The sequence below is a fragment of the Enterobacter sp. I4 genome (genome assembly GCF_022669095.1).
GTDB lineage: Bacteria > Pseudomonadota > Gammaproteobacteria > Enterobacterales > Enterobacteriaceae > Enterobacter > Enterobacter pasteurii.
In genome coordinates this window covers 583,098-599,366 of the sequence record NZ_JALBUO010000002.1, presented here as the reverse complement: position 1 = coordinate 599,366, position 16,269 = coordinate 583,098, and the positions used below count along the sequence as shown (strand labels likewise).

Annotated in this window: 19 protein-coding genes and 1 tRNA gene; 9 read left to right on the top strand and 11 right to left on the bottom strand. The window is 42.2% G+C overall.

The window, feature by feature from the left end; translation table 11 throughout:
- Positions 1-68 precede the first annotated feature (68 nt).
- Entirely contained in the window at positions 69-1,073 is a 1,005-nt protein-coding gene (gene argF, locus MOQ06_RS15175) for an ornithine carbamoyltransferase (RefSeq protein ID WP_242173806.1), read from the bottom strand.
- On the bottom strand, positions 1,043-1,138 hold the full coding sequence (locus tag MOQ06_RS15170) for a hypothetical protein (protein ID WP_242173804.1): 96 nt from the start codon (positions 1,136-1,138) through the stop codon (positions 1,043-1,045). The genes argF and MOQ06_RS15170 overlap by 31 nt, the downstream gene beginning before the upstream one ends.
- Before the next feature lie 99 nt (positions 1,139-1,237).
- Here MOQ06_RS15170 and rraB point away from each other — a divergent pair, with 99 nt between their 5' ends.
- The 7 genes from rraB to MOQ06_RS15135 all read left to right on the top strand — a co-directional run bounded on the left by rraB (position 1,238) and on the right by MOQ06_RS15135 (position 6,154).
- Positions 1,238-1,663 carry a ribonuclease E inhibitor RraB gene (rraB, locus tag MOQ06_RS15165; RefSeq protein ID WP_029739283.1) on the top strand — a complete coding sequence of 142 codons (426 nt, stop codon included), beginning with the start codon at positions 1,238-1,240 and terminating at the stop codon, positions 1,661-1,663.
- Between the two features lie 46 nt (positions 1,664-1,709).
- Complete coding sequence (miaE, locus tag MOQ06_RS15160) at positions 1,710-2,468, top strand: tRNA isopentenyl-2-thiomethyl-A-37 hydroxylase MiaE (RefSeq protein WP_242173803.1); 759 nt, start codon at positions 1,710-1,712, stop codon at positions 2,466-2,468.
- A 30-nt stretch (positions 2,469-2,498) separates the two neighbouring features.
- Positions 2,499-3,221 carry a topoisomerase II gene (locus tag MOQ06_RS15155; RefSeq protein WP_100165596.1) on the top strand — a complete coding sequence of 241 codons (723 nt, stop codon included), beginning with the start codon at positions 2,499-2,501 and terminating at the stop codon, positions 3,219-3,221.
- 106 nt (positions 3,222-3,327) lie between these two features.
- Positions 3,328-3,412: transfer RNA gene (locus MOQ06_RS15150), tRNA-Leu, on the top strand.
- Between the two features lie 189 nt (positions 3,413-3,601).
- Entirely contained in the window at positions 3,602-4,849 is a 1,248-nt protein-coding gene (locus MOQ06_RS15145; RefSeq protein WP_032330853.1) for an integrase arm-type DNA-binding domain-containing protein, read from the top strand.
- 111 nt (positions 4,850-4,960) lie between these two features.
- Entirely contained in the window at positions 4,961-5,830 is an 870-nt protein-coding gene (locus tag MOQ06_RS15140; RefSeq protein WP_032330852.1) for a DUF6387 family protein, read from the top strand.
- A 120-nt stretch (positions 5,831-5,950) separates the two neighbouring features.
- Positions 5,951-6,154, top strand: coding sequence for an AlpA family transcriptional regulator (locus MOQ06_RS15135; protein ID WP_032330868.1), 204 nt, complete (start codon positions 5,951-5,953; stop codon positions 6,152-6,154).
- A gap of 454 nt (positions 6,155-6,608) precedes the next feature.
- Here MOQ06_RS15135 and MOQ06_RS15130 read toward each other — a convergent pair whose 3' ends face one another.
- Both MOQ06_RS15130 and MOQ06_RS15125 read right to left on the bottom strand, forming a co-directional pair.
- Positions 6,609-6,863 carry a plasmid replication protein gene (locus tag MOQ06_RS15130; protein ID WP_073558047.1) on the bottom strand — a complete coding sequence of 85 codons (255 nt, stop codon included), beginning with the start codon at positions 6,861-6,863 and terminating at the stop codon, positions 6,609-6,611.
- A complete protein-coding gene (locus MOQ06_RS15125; RefSeq protein WP_032330851.1) occupies positions 6,860-7,708 on the bottom strand; it encodes a replication initiation protein in 849 nt (282 codons plus the stop codon). Before MOQ06_RS15125 ends, MOQ06_RS15130 begins: the two co-directional genes overlap by 4 nt.
- A gap of 547 nt (positions 7,709-8,255) precedes the next feature.
- Between MOQ06_RS15125 and MOQ06_RS15120 the strand changes: the two genes are divergently transcribed.
- Entirely contained in the window at positions 8,256-8,669 is a 414-nt protein-coding gene (locus MOQ06_RS15120; RefSeq protein ID WP_032330850.1) for a hypothetical protein, read from the top strand.
- 317 nt (positions 8,670-8,986) lie between these two features.
- On the opposite strand, the gene MOQ06_RS15115 is transcribed toward MOQ06_RS15120, so the two are convergent.
- The 3 genes from MOQ06_RS15115 to MOQ06_RS15105 form a co-directional block, all read right to left on the bottom strand.
- Positions 8,987-9,658, bottom strand: coding sequence for a hypothetical protein (locus MOQ06_RS15115; RefSeq protein WP_065810552.1), 672 nt, complete (start codon positions 9,656-9,658; stop codon positions 8,987-8,989).
- A gap of 285 nt (positions 9,659-9,943) precedes the next feature.
- The gene (locus MOQ06_RS15110) at positions 9,944-11,212 is read right to left on the bottom strand and encodes a relaxase/mobilization nuclease domain-containing protein (RefSeq protein ID WP_044867136.1); all 1,269 of its coding nucleotides are present in this window, start codon (positions 11,210-11,212) and stop codon (positions 9,944-9,946) included.
- Entirely contained in the window at positions 11,181-11,618 is a 438-nt protein-coding gene (locus MOQ06_RS15105) for a hypothetical protein (RefSeq protein ID WP_032330847.1), read from the bottom strand. The genes MOQ06_RS15110 and MOQ06_RS15105 overlap by 32 nt, the downstream gene beginning before the upstream one ends.
- Positions 11,619-11,854: 236 nt before the next feature.
- Here MOQ06_RS15105 and MOQ06_RS15100 point away from each other — a divergent pair, with 236 nt between their 5' ends.
- Complete coding sequence (locus MOQ06_RS15100) at positions 11,855-12,418, top strand: sce7726 family protein (protein ID WP_032330846.1); 564 nt, start codon at positions 11,855-11,857, stop codon at positions 12,416-12,418.
- On the opposite strand, the gene MOQ06_RS15095 is transcribed toward MOQ06_RS15100, so the two are convergent.
- From MOQ06_RS15095 to trpS, 4 genes are all read right to left on the bottom strand, one after another.
- Positions 12,401-13,489, bottom strand: coding sequence for a beta family protein (locus MOQ06_RS15095; RefSeq protein WP_242173801.1), 1,089 nt, complete (start codon positions 13,487-13,489; stop codon positions 12,401-12,403). The genes MOQ06_RS15100 and MOQ06_RS15095 overlap by 18 nt on opposite strands.
- Complete coding sequence (locus tag MOQ06_RS15090; RefSeq protein ID WP_242173799.1) at positions 13,482-14,330, bottom strand: ImmA/IrrE family metallo-endopeptidase; 849 nt, start codon at positions 14,328-14,330, stop codon at positions 13,482-13,484. Before MOQ06_RS15090 ends, MOQ06_RS15095 begins: the two co-directional genes overlap by 8 nt.
- Positions 14,320-14,967, bottom strand: a complete 648-nt coding sequence (locus MOQ06_RS15085) for a GNAT family N-acetyltransferase (RefSeq protein ID WP_073558044.1) — start codon at positions 14,965-14,967, stop codon at positions 14,320-14,322. Before MOQ06_RS15085 ends, MOQ06_RS15090 begins: the two co-directional genes overlap by 11 nt.
- Positions 14,968-15,166: 199 nt before the next feature.
- Positions 15,167-16,132 (bottom strand): tryptophan--tRNA ligase, encoded by a 966-nt coding sequence (gene trpS, locus MOQ06_RS15080; RefSeq protein ID WP_242173797.1) that lies wholly within the window; start codon positions 16,130-16,132, stop codon positions 15,167-15,169.
- Between the last annotated feature and the right edge of the window lie 137 nt (positions 16,133-16,269).

Genomic DNA, 16,269 nt, shown 5'->3' with positions numbered 1-16,269 from the left:
TTTAGTGTTTTCCCCCTCTCCCCGCGGGAGAGGGCCGGGGTGAGGGCACCAGACCGCAGAGGACCCAATCACTCCCCAAGCGTCGCCACCATCACCGCCTTAATCGTATGCATCCGGTTTTCCGCCTGGTCAAACACGATGCTCGCCGCTGACTCAAACACCTCGTCCGTCACTTCCATCCCGCCGTGCAGATCGAACTCTTTCGCCATCTGCTTGCCGAGGGTAGTCTGGTCGTCATGGAACGCGGGCAGACAGTGCAGGAACTTCACGTCCGGGTTGCCGGTAAGCGCCATCATCTGCGCGTTCACCTGATACCCGCGCAGCAGCGCAATCCGCTCCGCCCACTTCTCTTTGGCTTCGCCCATCGACACCCAGACGTCGGTATAGATAAAGTCCGCGCCCTTCACGCCCGCCGCCACGTCTTCCGTCAGGGTAATTTTGCCGCCGTGCTTTTCCGCCAGCGCAGCGCACTCCGCCACAAGGCTCTCTTCCGGCCAGCAGGCCTTCGGAGCCACCAGGCGCAGATCCAGCCCGGTCAGCGCCGCCGCTTCCAGCATCGAGTTGCCCATGTTGTTGCGCGCGTCGCCCGCGTAGACCAGCGTCATCTCGTTAAACGCCTTGCCCGGCAGGTACTCCTGCATGGTCAGCAGATCCGCCAGCAGCTGCGTCGGGTGGAACTCGTTGGTCAGCCCGTTCCACACCGGCACGCCCGCGTACTGCGCCAGCGTTTCCACCACTTCCTGACCGTGGCCGCGGTACTGAATGCCATCGTACATCCGCCCGAGCACGCGCGCGGTGTCCTTAATTGACTCTTTATGCCCAATCTGGCTGCCGCTCGGCCCTAAATACGTGACGCGTGCGCCCTGGTCAAATGCGGCAACTTCGAAAGAGCATCGTGTACGGGTTGAGTCTTTTTCGAAGATGAGCGCGATGTTTTTACCGGTAAGCTTTTGTACTTCCTTGCCATTTTTTTTATCGGCTTTGAGCTGTGCGGCAAGGGTCAGCAGAGAAGTGAACTGTGCAGGGGTAAAGTCGAGCAATTTCAGAAAGTGTTTCTTGTACAAATCGGACATTTTATCCTCACATGGCGAACGCCACTTATTGAATTAAAATTCACTTTATATGTGTAATTATTCATTTGCAACCCCGTTTCACAAATCTTTCCAACAAAGGTGGAGGCAAACCCGTCCGTGTGTGAAAATAGAAGTATATGCCGCACTTTAAAGAGGATTGAGCCATGGCAAACCCGGAACACCTGGAAGAGCAACGCGAAGAGACGCGTCTGATTATTGAAGAACTGCTGGAAGACGGTAGCGATCCGGACGCGCTGTACACCATCGAGCACCATTTCTCTGCGGATGATTTCGACGCGCTGGAAAAACTGGCGGTAGAAGCCTTCAAGCTGGGTTACGAAGTGACCGAGCCGGAAGAGCTGGAAGTGGAAGAGGGCGACACCGTCATCTGCTGCGACATCCTGAGCGAAGGCGCGCTGAAGGCGGAGCTGATCGACGCGCAGGTAGAACAGCTGATGAACCTGGCCGAGAAGTTTGAGGTGGAGTACGACGGCTGGGGAACCTACTTCGAAGATCCGAACGGTGAAGACGGCGAAGAAGGCGACGACGAAGATTACGTCGACGAAGACGACGACGGCGTGCGTCACTAAGCGTTTCAGGCGGTGGCGCGCGCCACCGCTTTTTCAAGGCAGAACCATGGATTACCCGCAGATACTCGCCCCCGTACTCAACTTCCTCCAGTGCCCGACCCCGCAAGCATGGATTGATGAAGCCCGCGACCCGGCGAACCTGCCGCTGCTGCTCACCGACCACATGGTGTGCGAGCTCAAGGCCGCCCAGACCGCGCTGCTGCTGGTGCGTAAATACGTCGCCGACGAAAGCGGTGCCGACGCGCTGCTCGACTGGCTCAAGCCCTACGAACTGTTCACCTTCCGCGACGGCCCGGAGCCGGACTTCATCGCCCTGCACAGGCAGATTGGCAAAAGCGTGATGCCCAAAACCGACGACCCGTGGGGCCAGGCGCTCATCGACAGCATGGTGCTGCTGATTAAAGAGGAGCTGCACCACTTCTGGCAGGTACGCGAGGCGATGCAGGCCCGTGACATTCCGTACGTCAAAATCACCGCCAGCCGCTACGCCAAAGGGATGCTGAAGGACGTGCGCACCCACGAACCGCTGACGCTGATCGACAAGCTCATCTGCGGCGCCTACATCGAAGCCCGCTCCTGCGAACGCTTCGCCGCGCTGGCCCCGTTCCTCGACAACGACCTGCAGAAGTTCTATCTCTCGCTGCTGCGCTCGGAAGCGCGCCACTATCAGGACTACCTGACGCTGGCCCGGCAGGTGAGCGACGACGATATCTCACCGCGCATAAAGCTTTTTGGCGAAATTGAAGCCACACTTATCTCGACACCGGACAACGAGTTTCGCTTCCACAGCGGCGTGCCGGTGTAAACCGGCATAATTCAAGGATAAGGATGCGAGATGAATAAAAAGTGGACCCGTATTGTGATTGTCGTCTTTGCGGCTGCCGCCGTGGCGTTCTGGGTGTTTTTCGACAGGCAGCGCGCCCCGGAACGGCAGATGGATAATGCCCTCAACGCGATGCCCGCCTGGCAGGTGATTAAGGAGCAGGAGCCCGCGCTGCATCAGCGTATCCTCGACCAGATGGCCGCCCTGCAAAAGGCGGGCGAGCCGGAGCAGCAGATTATCGACACCATCCAGCCGCAGATCCTGCATCTGCAGATGTCGCGCCTGCAGAACGCCCCGGACGCCAACGTGGTGAACTACATGACCATCAACATGGAGCAGACCGCCGCCATCCAGAAGGTGAGCGACGACGCCTGCTTCCGCTTCCTCTACCCGATGGTGAAGGGCGGCATCAACCCGATGCGCATGCTGGATAAAGACCTGATGGCGCGGCGCATGCAGGCCGACGCCGACATGATGCGCGCGGCCTACGGCAAAAACCGCCACACCGTGACCCCGGCCGAACGCGAGGCGGCTGTCGAGGATGTGCGGCCTATTATGAAGGCACTTGCCGATAAGTACGGTGAGGACATCCAGCTGCTGCAGATGCCGGAGAAGGCGGCGGGCAAAGAGAAGCTCTCCTGCGATATGGTGCAGGAGATGTGGGCGAAGGTGCTGGCGCTGCCGGAGCAGAAGGCGGCGAGGGTGATTCGGCTGGCGGTGTCTGAGCTGGACTGACGAAGGGCGCTGGTTTTTTGGGCACTTAGCGCGGGTTTAGCGCGTCGTCGCTTGCATGGCGGCGCGCGACAGGTATAATCCACAACGTTTCCGCATCCCCTTCAGTGCCGAAGTGGCGAAATCGGTAGACGCAGTTGATTCAAAATCAACCGTAGAAATACGTGCCGGTTCGAGTCCGGCCTTCGGCACCATACAAAGCTTTTTTCAAGTCTACTAACGTCTACTTTAGTCCATAAAAACAGTGAGTTAAGCAGGTTTCTGGCTTTTCTTAGTCTGTCCACGTCTACTCAATTCCTTGAACATATACCAACTGATGATGGTATAACTGATGGTATTCCCGGTTCGATTGATTTTGGTACCAACACTGGAGGTATCAACTGATGGCTCTCACCGATATCAAAGTTAGGACTACCAAGCCCTCCGACAAACCCTTCAAACTCACAGATGGGCAGGGTATGCACCTGCTGATCAATCCTAACGGCTCGAAGTACTGGCGATTACAGTACCGTTTCGGGGGTAAACAGAAAGTTTTAGCATTGGGTGTTTATCCAATGGTCTCTCTTGGTGAAGCCCGCAGGAAGCGAGATGAAGCCAAAAAGTTGGTATCTGATGGTATCGACCCTTCTGAGAAGAAAAAAGCAGATAAGATTGAGCAAAGCGAAGCCCTGACATTCGAAGCTGTTGCGAGGGACTGGCATACTGCCTGTAAAAGAAAATGGTCAGATTCTCATAGTGAAAGGGTTTTAAAGAGCCTTGAAGACAACCTTTTCTCTTCCATAGGACAGAGAAAAATAGCCGAGCTTAAAACTAAGGATCTTCTCGTTCCAGTCAAAACTGTTGCGGCTTCTGGACGACTAGAAGTAGCTGCTCGTCTGCAACAAAGAACCACAGCAATAATGCGATATGCCGTCCAGAATGGCTTAATTGACTATAATCCAGCACAAGAGATGTCTGGAGCAATTGCTGTTGCGAAACGAACCCACAGGCCAGCATTACCATTTGATAGGTTCTCAGAGCTTTTAGAGCGCATCGAGAGCTTTAAAGGTAGGAAACTTACTAAATTAGCTGTGAAGCTGACATTGCTCATTTTTATCCGTTCCAGTGAACTCCGATTCGCAAGGTGGTCGGAGATCGACTTTGAAAATGCGATGTGGACTATCCCTGGAGAACGCGAGCCATTACCAGGGGTCAAACATTCCCATCGAGGCTCAAAAATGAAGACCCCACACCTCGTGCCGTTAAGTCGTCAGGCTTTAGAACTTCTAAAAACGATCAGAGAAATCAGTGGTGAATGCGACCTTGTATTCATTGGCGATCATGATTTCAGAAAACCTATGAGCGAGAACACAGTGAACAAGGCACTAAGGTCGATGGGTTATGACACAACCGTTGAGGTATGTGGGCATGGATTCAGGGCGATGGCTTGTAGTGCCTTAATCGAATCAGGAAAATGGTCAAGGGATGCTGTTGAACGGCAGATGAGCCACCAAGAGCGAAACTCCGTTCGTGCTGCCTACATTCATAAAGCAGAACACCTCGATGAGAGAAAGCTTATGTTGCAGTGGTGGGCTGATTATCTTGATGAAACAACTAAGAGAAGAATTGCACCATTTGATTTTGATAACTAACTGATTTTTATAAATATAATGGCGTATTCAATAACCAATTGAAACGCCATTTTTTTATTTGCGATTTATGTGCTATTACGAAGTAAGACTTTTTACAACGGAGTGGCATTAATGAAATCTTGGGTAAAAATGAATAGTTGGACATCAGAAGACACTAAAGCAGTGAAAACGTGGTTTGATTTAGACAAATATCGCGAGTTTGAAAACATTTCTATTAATATGCTTTACCATGAAATATGGGCGAGAACATATTTCTTCAAACCAGTAATAGAAGAAGGAATGCAGAAAACGGTATTGAAAAACTATATGCAGATATTGGATGGTGATCCTTTTCTTATCAAAGAGAAGCACTTAAATTATATGGATTCCGAAAATAAATCATATCAACCCCCATACTTTTTTATTACTACTGTTGATCGAATAGCAAATATCAGTTTTGCTTGCATGAGAAAGGCTTTATTCATAAGAGCAAATACAGAACAATATAAAATTGATTCCACTATTGAGAATGAATACATATCCGAAGTAATTCCTGAACAATTTCCTACTACCATTATGTTAGAAATCGATCTTGCGGGTGGAAGCGATGATGAGATAGCCGAAGCCCTGCGAGTATCATTACCGCAATGGCGAAAAGTAAAGGGCGTTAAACCTGCACCACTTGATGCAGTCAGGTTTGGTTATGGGGCAATAAAAAAATTAATTAGCTATCGAATAATCCCCATGCTTGATTTGCTTGCATGGTCAGAAAGAAAAAAAGTACTTCTGTCAGACGATAGACTATCCCGATTGCTTTACACGGATGAAGACGATGATAAGGCAATTCGCCAAGGATATCATATTAGGGATGCGGATCGCCCTTTTGCAATGAAAACTGTAGAAACTGATTTTCTTAGGCAGTTTAATTTTTTTATCAATAAAAATCAGCACGTTAAAGAAATGAGGGTTTCGGATGTTATGAAACTCTCAGACTCTGAGTGATATGAATCTCCATAGACTCATAGTTTCGAGCCAAGGATGGCTCTGGTGTTCGTAATCTCGCTTCATCCATTTGAAATTCATTTGTATTCTATCCCTGTAGAAACAACAGAGGACATACATATGGAAAATCAAGCTCGTCTCATCCGTTTACCAGAAGTCATGAAGAAAACTGGATTTGGTAAAGCGTGGATCTATAGGCTTATCAGCAAGGGATGTTTTCCTCAACCAGTAAAAATTGGTCTTCGTGCAGTAGCCTTTGTAGAAAGCGAAGTAGATAACTGGATTCATGAAACGATTAATTCTTCGAGAAATAAAGTTTCTTAGGAAATAAATAAAAAAATATGAACACAAATTGTTAGAGCTGAGGATTGATGTTAATTAAGAGACGATTATGGTTATTAATATAATTTATGAGATTGAAGCCATTTTAGTCAATGGGTTAATAAAAGAGGGTCGATTTAGAAGCAATTACGCATAGTTATTCGAAATATTAACTAATTAATAAGAAAATACCTTTCTTATTTTAAAAATGGTTATTGTGGTTCTTTCTTTAAATGTCAATTTCCTTAACATATTAAATTTGGTGATCACCGTAATGTATAAGAGTGAGCAATCCGTTTTCATTAGATTTTACTTATGAATATTTAGTCGTTTGCATTCAGGTATTAAATTGTTGATGAATATATGCTGATTTTTGATTCAAAACAAAATGGTCTATTCCTTATATATTTGATATAAAAGATTATATTGGTATGCTGTACATTAGAAATGATATGCTTTATTTGTTTTTCTCTAATGCTAAATATCGTCTATAATATGCAATTGCGCTATATTTTGTCGTGTTCATTTCTTCAGCAACTTCTTTCCATTTTAAACCTGATGCTCTTAGTTCAAAAGCAAGCTTCCTTCTTTCAGTTGCTACCCTTTCGTAATTCTCACGGCTAATGCCGTAATATTTAATCACTGTTGAACGAGATACACCTGCAGCCTTAGCTAAGTCTTTTGCTTTAATTAATTTCCCATTAATTATCATGATAATGTCTCCAATGCTATTTCTAATTTTTTTTGCGTTTTTCTTGTTTTCTTTGCTCTTATTGATTGTATTGTAGAAAATTTCTGAATTGAAAAATTACGCCATGTCCATTTACAAATACTGCTACAAATTTGTTTTGTCTCTTCATGAGATAATGGATTATGAGGGTTGCTATGATTATTAAGTAAAGTCGCTTTTGATAGCATATCATAAAAAAAACAACGATAGTTTTTACTCTTTTTAAAACTTAATACTTCTTTATAAGCAATAATTCTCAAATCTTCGAACAAGTTAACGTTGCGGCCCAGCCCATGTATAACACTTTTCTTTTTACTCGAAATTCTTATCTTGTCTGGGATAAAATCTAAGAGGTATTGTAAATCATATGCTGAAGTATTTGTCCATGTCGTTCTCCATTCATGCATGTTGAGAGGGTTTTTCATTAAAACATCAGCATAAGCTCTGTCTGCATCTAACCTTTCTGTAAATCCACTCTGAACAATAGCGGCCAACTTTAAAGGCTTATCTCTTGCCATGTCTGTTTTTAATACCGGACTTTTTAAAGCATAAAGTAAATGAGCATGGCCATTTTTTATGTTTTGTATGATCGTATTTGGTATTGGTAAACCAACTAAGTCCCATGCGACCGCTCCATATTTGTGATCTACATCAAAAACCAAACCGTTAATAAAAGATTTGTTATTAAAACAAATATATTTCTTTAGAAGGGCTTTGTCTTTAGGGGCTCTGTATACTCCATCTCTAAAATCATCACAGCATAAAGCATATTTTTGAATTTGCAGTTTGTATTTTTCTACATTATATATATTTTCGTTATTTAACATTTCTGATCTCCTTATTGTGTTCTCCATTTCATTGTATTTTTCTAAAAAGGAGATGCGTGTTATTTTTATAATTATTTAATAAGTGATTTTAAAAGTTTGTCAAGTGTCTAAAAGCCATATCAGATATTAGGTGTTTCTTGTAGGGTTATAATAACAAAAGGGAAGTGCTTCAATAACAATATAAATGATGATAGCGCTTTTTTAAGTGCGGATCATAAATCATAGTTGCATACTGTAATATGATTGCTTTTTATCTGATAAAAACTAAATATTGATCGCAGGTCTTTTAATTTAATTATTAATTCAATAATCTGACCTTGTCAAATTTTGTATTGTAAACTTCAACTTCCTTTGTATACAAAGAAGATATTTTAAATTTATAACAACAATATTTTTAACTATAGGAGATATAGAATGTATAAGTTAAGTTTTTTCTAATTAATATCTGTGGCAAATTTTATTTTGTTGATATGGTTTATTAGTTGACAATTTAAATAAAGCATATATAAGTATTTAAATTGATATAGTTAAATTTAATGGTGGCATTATGCAGAATACAAAATTTAATATTATGGAGAGATATTTGATACTGCTCGATAAGTTTGTCGATAAAATTATCGAATCAGGAGTTTCTGAACAACAATTGATCGAGAGGTCGTATCTGTTTTGTGCTGGGTATTATATTAAGTACCAGCAAGAAATTGAAAGGCTGACATTCTCAAATAAAGATGTTGTTTTAACATTTCTATTATTTTCATACTACAATTATATTAATGAATTAGATAATAATTTAATTGATAAAGTAAGAATGAGAAGAACGTGTTCATTACTTATTAATTTCATTGTCGATAATGGTAGTCAGACAGAAAAAATTTATGTGCAGGAAAAAAAGAAGTACAAATCTTTTACAATGAAAAGGGATTTATCAGTAAAGAATAAAAGGAAAAAATATGGTCTATAACAATATGAAAACTTCCGTGATTTGAATTTAATGCTTTCAACTTATTATCAGATGCCTACATGAAAAATGCCAAAACTTACATAGCTTGCTTCAGCACAAGCAATTTAGAAATCAACTTTATCTCCTTTAAGCATAATCGTGATTGTTTCGTTGTTTCCACGGAGTACCGATGACAGGGATGTATATCGTTGTCTGGGACTGACCGTTATGCTTATAGTATAAACATTTATCTTTGCTGCCAGAAGGGCTCAGGCTGTAAGATTCGACAAGGATGTTAACATATTCTATTCGTGATTTTCTCGTTCAAGATTTTAATTTTAAAATTGTATTGACTTAATAACGCTTCTGAGTGCGTTATCAAATCTTTGGCTTCTTCTCTTTATCCATTTAATGCAGGTAAAGCTTCCAAGTCGTGAGGAAAAATAGGTTAACCACATATATTTGTGTTCGTCAAAAACATATCCAGATTTAAACCCCCATGGCAATACAAAAAATGAAATAACTGCAATGCAACAAAGCAAGATAAATATGGTGGAAAAAAACTTAGGAACAGGCATCGCCCTATAATAAAATGCCATCGAAGCGTTAGGGAAAAGTACGGTGAGAAACGCAGGGAGAATAATTGTCTTTCTATTTAAGTTGACTTCGTATTCACCAGTGGTTGCATTAACAATGAGAGCATCTTTGAAGACACTAAATGAACCATTAACTCTATACTGGCGAAGCTCGTATTTACAAACTTTGTGAGATTTTATAAATGTGATACCAAAGGCTGGAATCTGTGTCTCATCCCCCGTATCGGTTTTAACCCAAACTTGGTCAGTAATTGGGAGGGGACTGATGACAGTAGCAGAAAAGGTCTCAACGAACATGTAGGTTTCGCCGAACAACTCGAATTTAGGTGTTGTCATCTCAGCTTTCGTTTCCCGGCGACTTAACGGGTCAATGTTAACTTCTTCATTGCAGTGTTTCGTGATGGAGCTGCTCATACAAATTCCTATGTTTAAGATGAAATCAGATTCGATGATGTATGAAATCGTTCACTTCCAAAGATGGAATAATGTCTGCCATTTCCAGTACCGGTGCATTAATGAAAAGGATATAGACTAGTAAAATCATAATGTTAGCATTACAGTGTGAACTAACATTTTGACTAGGTTTACAGGAAACTCAAATCACTTGTACCGATCGATTAACAAATAATGATAGATTATAGCTATCAACCCATCTTTATCGATCGGTATAAACGATCAATTTTAGGGGTATGTTGCTTACTAAAATCTACATGTAAGGTGGTAATGTTGCCTTGGCGGCACTAAATTGCCGTCAAGTAAAGGCTCCACAAAAGTGTTTTTGGGATTGATGGGATGGATTTCTATCTTCATCGCTTCAGTGATGACTTGGTGCTTTGCGGGGCGTCTAAGAATTGGGATTTTAAGTTGTCTCAGCAGACGATAAATCGTATCAAGGTAAGGGATGGTTTCCATCCATCTGAATGCTGAGACCTCGTAGCTTTGATTAGGCATCTCTTTTACGGCTATAGTTGCTATCGCTTTCTTACTCCCTGCTAAAGCTTCCGAGGAACACTTCTCTTCTACATAAGCGACAGCACTTTCGTCTCTACCTGCATGCCTATCAATAATAAATGCTTCGAAGGAGTTTTTAACGTTTTCCTTTAATATTTCGTTTGCATTCGCTTTAGTGATAGTTGCTTTAAGGTCAAACAGAAAGCCGTTATCGCGTTCCGGTCTATAATCGAGTTTACCCTGCAAGGTCGACCATGAATAACACTTAGCTAATTGCGAAGCTTTGAAAGCAATCCCGGCGTATTCGAATGAGAAACCATTCATTTTACCTGTAGATGTGATATTGGGTAATGCATTAATATTTTGTTCAAAAAGCTGTTGGACAAACTCAGTGGTCGATACTCTTTTAGAAACTAACGTCTCTAAAGCGTTCTGGATGATGGTTTTTGGGCATTGTTCACCTGTCCTTTTCTCTTGCATCGCTTCATTTCGTGTTTTTTTTCGTTTTAGTTTAGGGCAGGGCAATGCTAAAGAGGTTTTTGTTTTAGGGCCTTTGGTTCTTAGTAGCGAATAGTCGTGTTCAAGCTGTTGGATAATGCGTGTACTAATCAGGTTTTCATTTTTTCCGAGATAGAGTTTGCCTGTAATACGGTCTATGCGGCTGGCGATAATGTGGATGTGTTGACCGACCGCATCGTCATGCAACACGTAGCATCTGAGATGCGTTTCCGAGAAGCCGATGCGCTTCATATAGTCATCAGCTATAGCGGACCACTGAGCATCGGTTAGCACTTCGTCCTTTGGTAAACGAAGCGAATTGTGCCAAACAGGTTTATCCACATCAGGGCGAAGCGTTTTTGTTAGATTGAATTCAGTGATCAGATCTTTCGCTGCACACCCATCCATATTTCCCCCGATCACGACAGGAGCTACCCTATGATGAGAATCTGGTTTTAACGTATAGAGGACGATCCCGATAAAATTCTTACCTCTGCGGATCTTTTGCATTCCCTTCATCGGAGTCTCCCCACAAGTCGGCGGTGATGAGATGTAAGCGAAGATCGGCAATTTGTCGCTTCACTGCAAATAGTTCCGTTTTTGTCAGGTGGCTTCCGGTACTTTTGTTATCAAGGTGGGCAACAATTTTATTTAGTTTCTGTGAAAGGTCAGCTAAAGATCTCCATGCTTTTATATTAATAGCTGGAACAACACCAGGAAGCGCATTAAGAAAAGATAAACGAAGCCATTCCCCTTTGCGATGCTGGCCACGTTTTTCATTTAGAAGCGTCAGCTCTTTATCATTAAGCCTGACACTGACGCAATGATTACGAATTTGCTTGCGTGAAAGCTTCGTTTCGCAAGAGCTTCTACAGGAAGCTCGCGTATTTATAATGGTCTTATTGAAATTATTATTACTGACCATATTAACCCCTTTTTAAATATATAAATAAAAATATTATTTTATTTATATAATAAAATGGTCAGATGTCAATATACATGTATTATATTGATTTTAACTTTTTTCAACTGAAAGGCGAAAAAACAAGGGGAAACTCAATGAAGCAGCGTAGCGCTTCGTTGAGTTAGCCCTTGCTTTAACAATATTGACCAAAATCTCTTTTTAATATAAAATGAATCCTAAGAGGGATGGAGGTATACATGCTCAATGATAATAAAATTCGCACTGCATTAATAAATTTTTTACTGGCTAAAAAACCAGCGCCAGAAAGGATTATTGAAGAATTGCATATCGAGAACGGAAGAGCAATAGCTGATGTCGTAGCAGCATATAGTTATTTACATTGCTACGAGATTAAAGGAGAGACTGATTCAATTGGAAGAATCCTTACTCAAGCTAATTATTATAATACTTCTTTCAACAAAATTACACTTGTAACTACAAAAAATCATTTAACATGGGCATTAAAGCGTTCCCCATCCTTCTGGGGAATCATATTAGTAGAATTAAAAGATAATAACATTACTTTCAAATATATAAGGGGGGCTAAAGATAATATTTTCTTCAGAAAAGAAAATGCTTTCATGATGTTATGGAAGGACGAAATGTTGAAGGTAGCAAATGAAGCCTCTGTACCAGTTAAAAGATCACACACGAGGATGGAAATAGCCGAAATGCTTAGTAGTTCGCTTAAGAAAAGTGATGCTTTGCAAACTATACAAAGCATCATATCTAATCGACTAAAATTAAGGGATGCAGTGTAAAACAAACTTAATGTGTGAAGTCAGCATGGCTTTAATCCAGGATGAGGGATTACCTGCTTTATCTGGTTTTTTAGGCGAATAACTACTTCTATCATAAACATATTGTTCCCCATATGAGAATGTAGTTGCCCTGAAGAATTTTTGGTCATGGATTATTGTGGCAATATCATAATATTGACCATTTCCTCTCTCATCATTCTGGAAAGATCCACCTCTAACACAAAACATATTATTCTTATACGTATAAAATACTTTTGGTGCGGAAACTTTTCTAAATAGCTTCGGATCTAAATCTATATCAGAATAATCAGGGCTAACAATTCCATAATCCCCGTATATAATATTACCAATTTTCTTTTCGTTAACTAATGTGTCCCAAATTTTCCACTCCGCTCTCGTGAACGATTTTCTTTGATAGGTTTCAAGTAATGAGGAAATATTAGCCGGTATCGAAGAGGCTGATATAATACACTTATCAAAGTGAAAGTCTTTATTTACATTTACAATAAAGTATTCAGCCATGTCAGTTAGTCGCTTTATGTCAGTTGGCTGAATGTATCGTAGATCTATAATTAAGTGCAATTGTTCTACTTTCAGATTTCTAATGATTGCCATCATCTTCAAGAGATGCATTTTTGTTATTTTATAGCTCTCAATATCTTCAGCAACTAACCTTATGGCTAATTTTCCTCCGTTAATTGATAGGCTATCGTAAACACTTTTATTGTGTTTCTCTAATCGGTTGATACCGATCACAGGAATATATAAGTAATCACGAAAAAGAGACAGTATATATTCGTATTGCTCCACTCCATCAATTAATATTTCATCATCCAGGTCATAATTATCTATGTAAAATTCCATGTTTTTAAATAAAGCTTTATTATCCAATCTCTTTTTGAAAGAATGAGCTTTATTCAAGACATTTTCCATTGTTTGATTATTTGATTCTCTTGGTATATCGAAGAATGGAGTGATTTGTGTGAAGATTGTAGCATCTTTTTTGTAAAGCTCTTCGAGGGCTTGAGTTTCGTTGCTTTTTGCTTTTAAAAATGGGATATATTTACTCATTCAAACCAAGCTCCCTTCTGACATCAATTGAATTGACTAAACTTGAGAAGATAACATAATTTTTGTGTTTATTTCTTACCGCACCAGCAGCGATTATTGGGTGTATATTAAATCTTTCGCAGACAGATATTAGACTATCAGGTTCATTAAATGTCCGAAAGACAGCTCTATTTGCTTCTCTGGGTATCAGACTATCAGCTGCGGCTCTGTTAGCCTCAATCTCTACGTCTGTTTCTGTGTCAATGTCTAAATCATCGAGGATTGGCGTATCTAATTTATCATAGTGCAGAGCAATGTGGGATAATTCATGCATTAATGTAAACCAAAAGTAATCATATCTCGAATATCTTAAACTTAGACCTATGACTGGTGTTTTATTTGGTAAACAAAAGGTACAGCCATCTAACTTCATACCTTTGAATGATTTTTCAATTATTAGAATAATACCATATTCTTCTTTAAGGATTCTTGAAATATAATGAATAGATTGTACATCCCTGCTCAAACTTGCAATTATTCCGAGATTTTCAAAATCCAGATCTGTGAAGACCTTTGTATTTCCTTTTAAATAGGTGTTTAATGACTTTTTTTCTATTAATGATAACCATAAATTTATGAGTTCAGAATTAGCATCATCTCTTTTTCTAAATAGTTTATTTTTGTTAAATGTTAAATTTTTTGCTACATCAAGTAGGAATTGATTTTCGTTTTCCATTTCTGGTTTACGGGAAATAATATCTTTTATTTTTTTGCTGTTTTTTATCTTTTGGAAATTTAGTAAAATTTCCAAATCAGACTCACTAAACTGATTTGATACAAAGAAATCTTTCTCATGCGGCATTTGAAATTCCTCCGAGAGTTGATGCGACAACCTGTGATGCCTCATAAAATCGGAGATTTTCTTTTTCATGGTCGACGCCAAAATCAGTCATGCCAAGATGGTTATAGAAACCCTCTGCACTTGGGAGTGCATGTAGGCAAAAACCAGGTCTATACCCCCAGTTTGAACAGGCATAATTAATTGTATGTTGGATAAGCTCTTTGCCTACTCCACTATATTTAGGGGTAAAGTTAGGACGAGGACGATTCCAGTATGCTGTTGCAATATAATCCACGTAGAAAATTTTATTATTATCAAATCGACTTTCTTTTGGATGGTAAAGAACACAAACACCTTGAACTGCGTCGTTTATTTGCAGAAAAAACCACTGATAATCATCACCATTACATTGCAAAAGCTTGCGGCACCAGTCCCAATGCCAATCAGAAAGGCTGTTATCTGCCAGAATTTTCCTTGCTAACTCGTTATCAGTGGCCATACCGGGGTTAGCAGTAATTAGAGCTGACAATAAATCAGCACGATAGGCACCCCATTTGCTCTGCAAGTCAACCACTTTAGCATAGTCAATCCCTACGTTAATTTGGTAATCAACTGATTTTCCTGAAAAATTTTCAACGACCATAAGCTCCCTTTCCATTGTGTCGGCTCATTTTGACTAATAATACAACTTTATAGTCTTTAAGAATGCTCTGCTGGTCAAATTTCTTATTTGATCTATAGAAGGCTATGTTTTGAAGCTGGTTGTTAATCTGGTTATGATGTGGTCATATTAGAATTGGTAAGTCAAACCAATTTTGTTGGTATGAATGATGGTATCTTCGCTAATGTAATATGCTTTATTCACTAAAAATCATAAGGATAGTTGCGATGTTCGAGTCCGGCCTTCGCATCGCCATCAGCTCGCCCTTGTCACGCATATACATCGCTCTCCGCTCCCGCATCGGCGCAATCAGTTCCTGCAAACATCCCTCCAGCTCGTTCTTGCACGCGCGGTCACCCAGCCCGCCCGCCTGGTAATGCGCCTTCATCGCCGCCACTTTGTCCTTGTCCGGATGAAACGCGTCGAGATATGTAAACACCACGTTCCCCTCAATCTGCCCCGGGTCGCTCACCTTCAGGTGGTTCGGGTCGGTGTACATGGCGCTGACCGCACGGTGAATAGCCTCTTCGCTGGCCGAGAGGTGCAGCGTGTTGCCCAGCGATTTCGACATCTTGGCGCTGCCGTCGATGCCGGGCAGGCGGCTGGTGTCGCTCAGCATCGCCTTACAGTGGCGCAGCACCGGAGCGGGCAGCAGGCTGTTCATCTTGTGCACAATCTCGTTGGTCTGCTCAATCATCGGCAGCTGGTCGTCGCCGACGGGCACGCACTCGGCCTTAAACGCGGTGATGTCCGCCGCCTGGCTGATGGGATAGGCCATAAACCCGACCGGCAGCGAGCGGGCAAAGCCTTTCTGCACAATCTCGCTTTTCACCGTCGGGTTACGCTCCACGCGGGCGACGGTGACGATGTTCATATACAGCATCGTCAGCTCGGCGAGGGCGGGCAGGGCGGACTGCAGGCAGATCGTGGTCAGGTGTGGGTCGATGCCCGCGGCGAGGTAGTCGGCCAGGACTTCGGGGATGTTGTCGCGGATTTTTTGCGGGTTGCTGCCGTTGTCGGTCAGCCCCTGCAGGTCGGCAATCAGCACAAACTGGTTGTGCGTCTGCTGCAGCGCCACGCGCTGGCGCAGCGATCCGACGAAGTGGCCGAGGTGCAGCGGGCCGGTTGGGCGATCGCCGGTGAGGATAGTTTGCGGGTTCATAAAGACTCCTTAACGTGGTAATGCCGAAAGGGGTCTTAGATGTGAGAAAGCCGCCTTTCGGCGGCTATCTGAAAATGGGAAAAACTACTCCGTGCCGCCTTTAAGAAGGCAGCCACCAGCGGTTTACGGTGAGCACG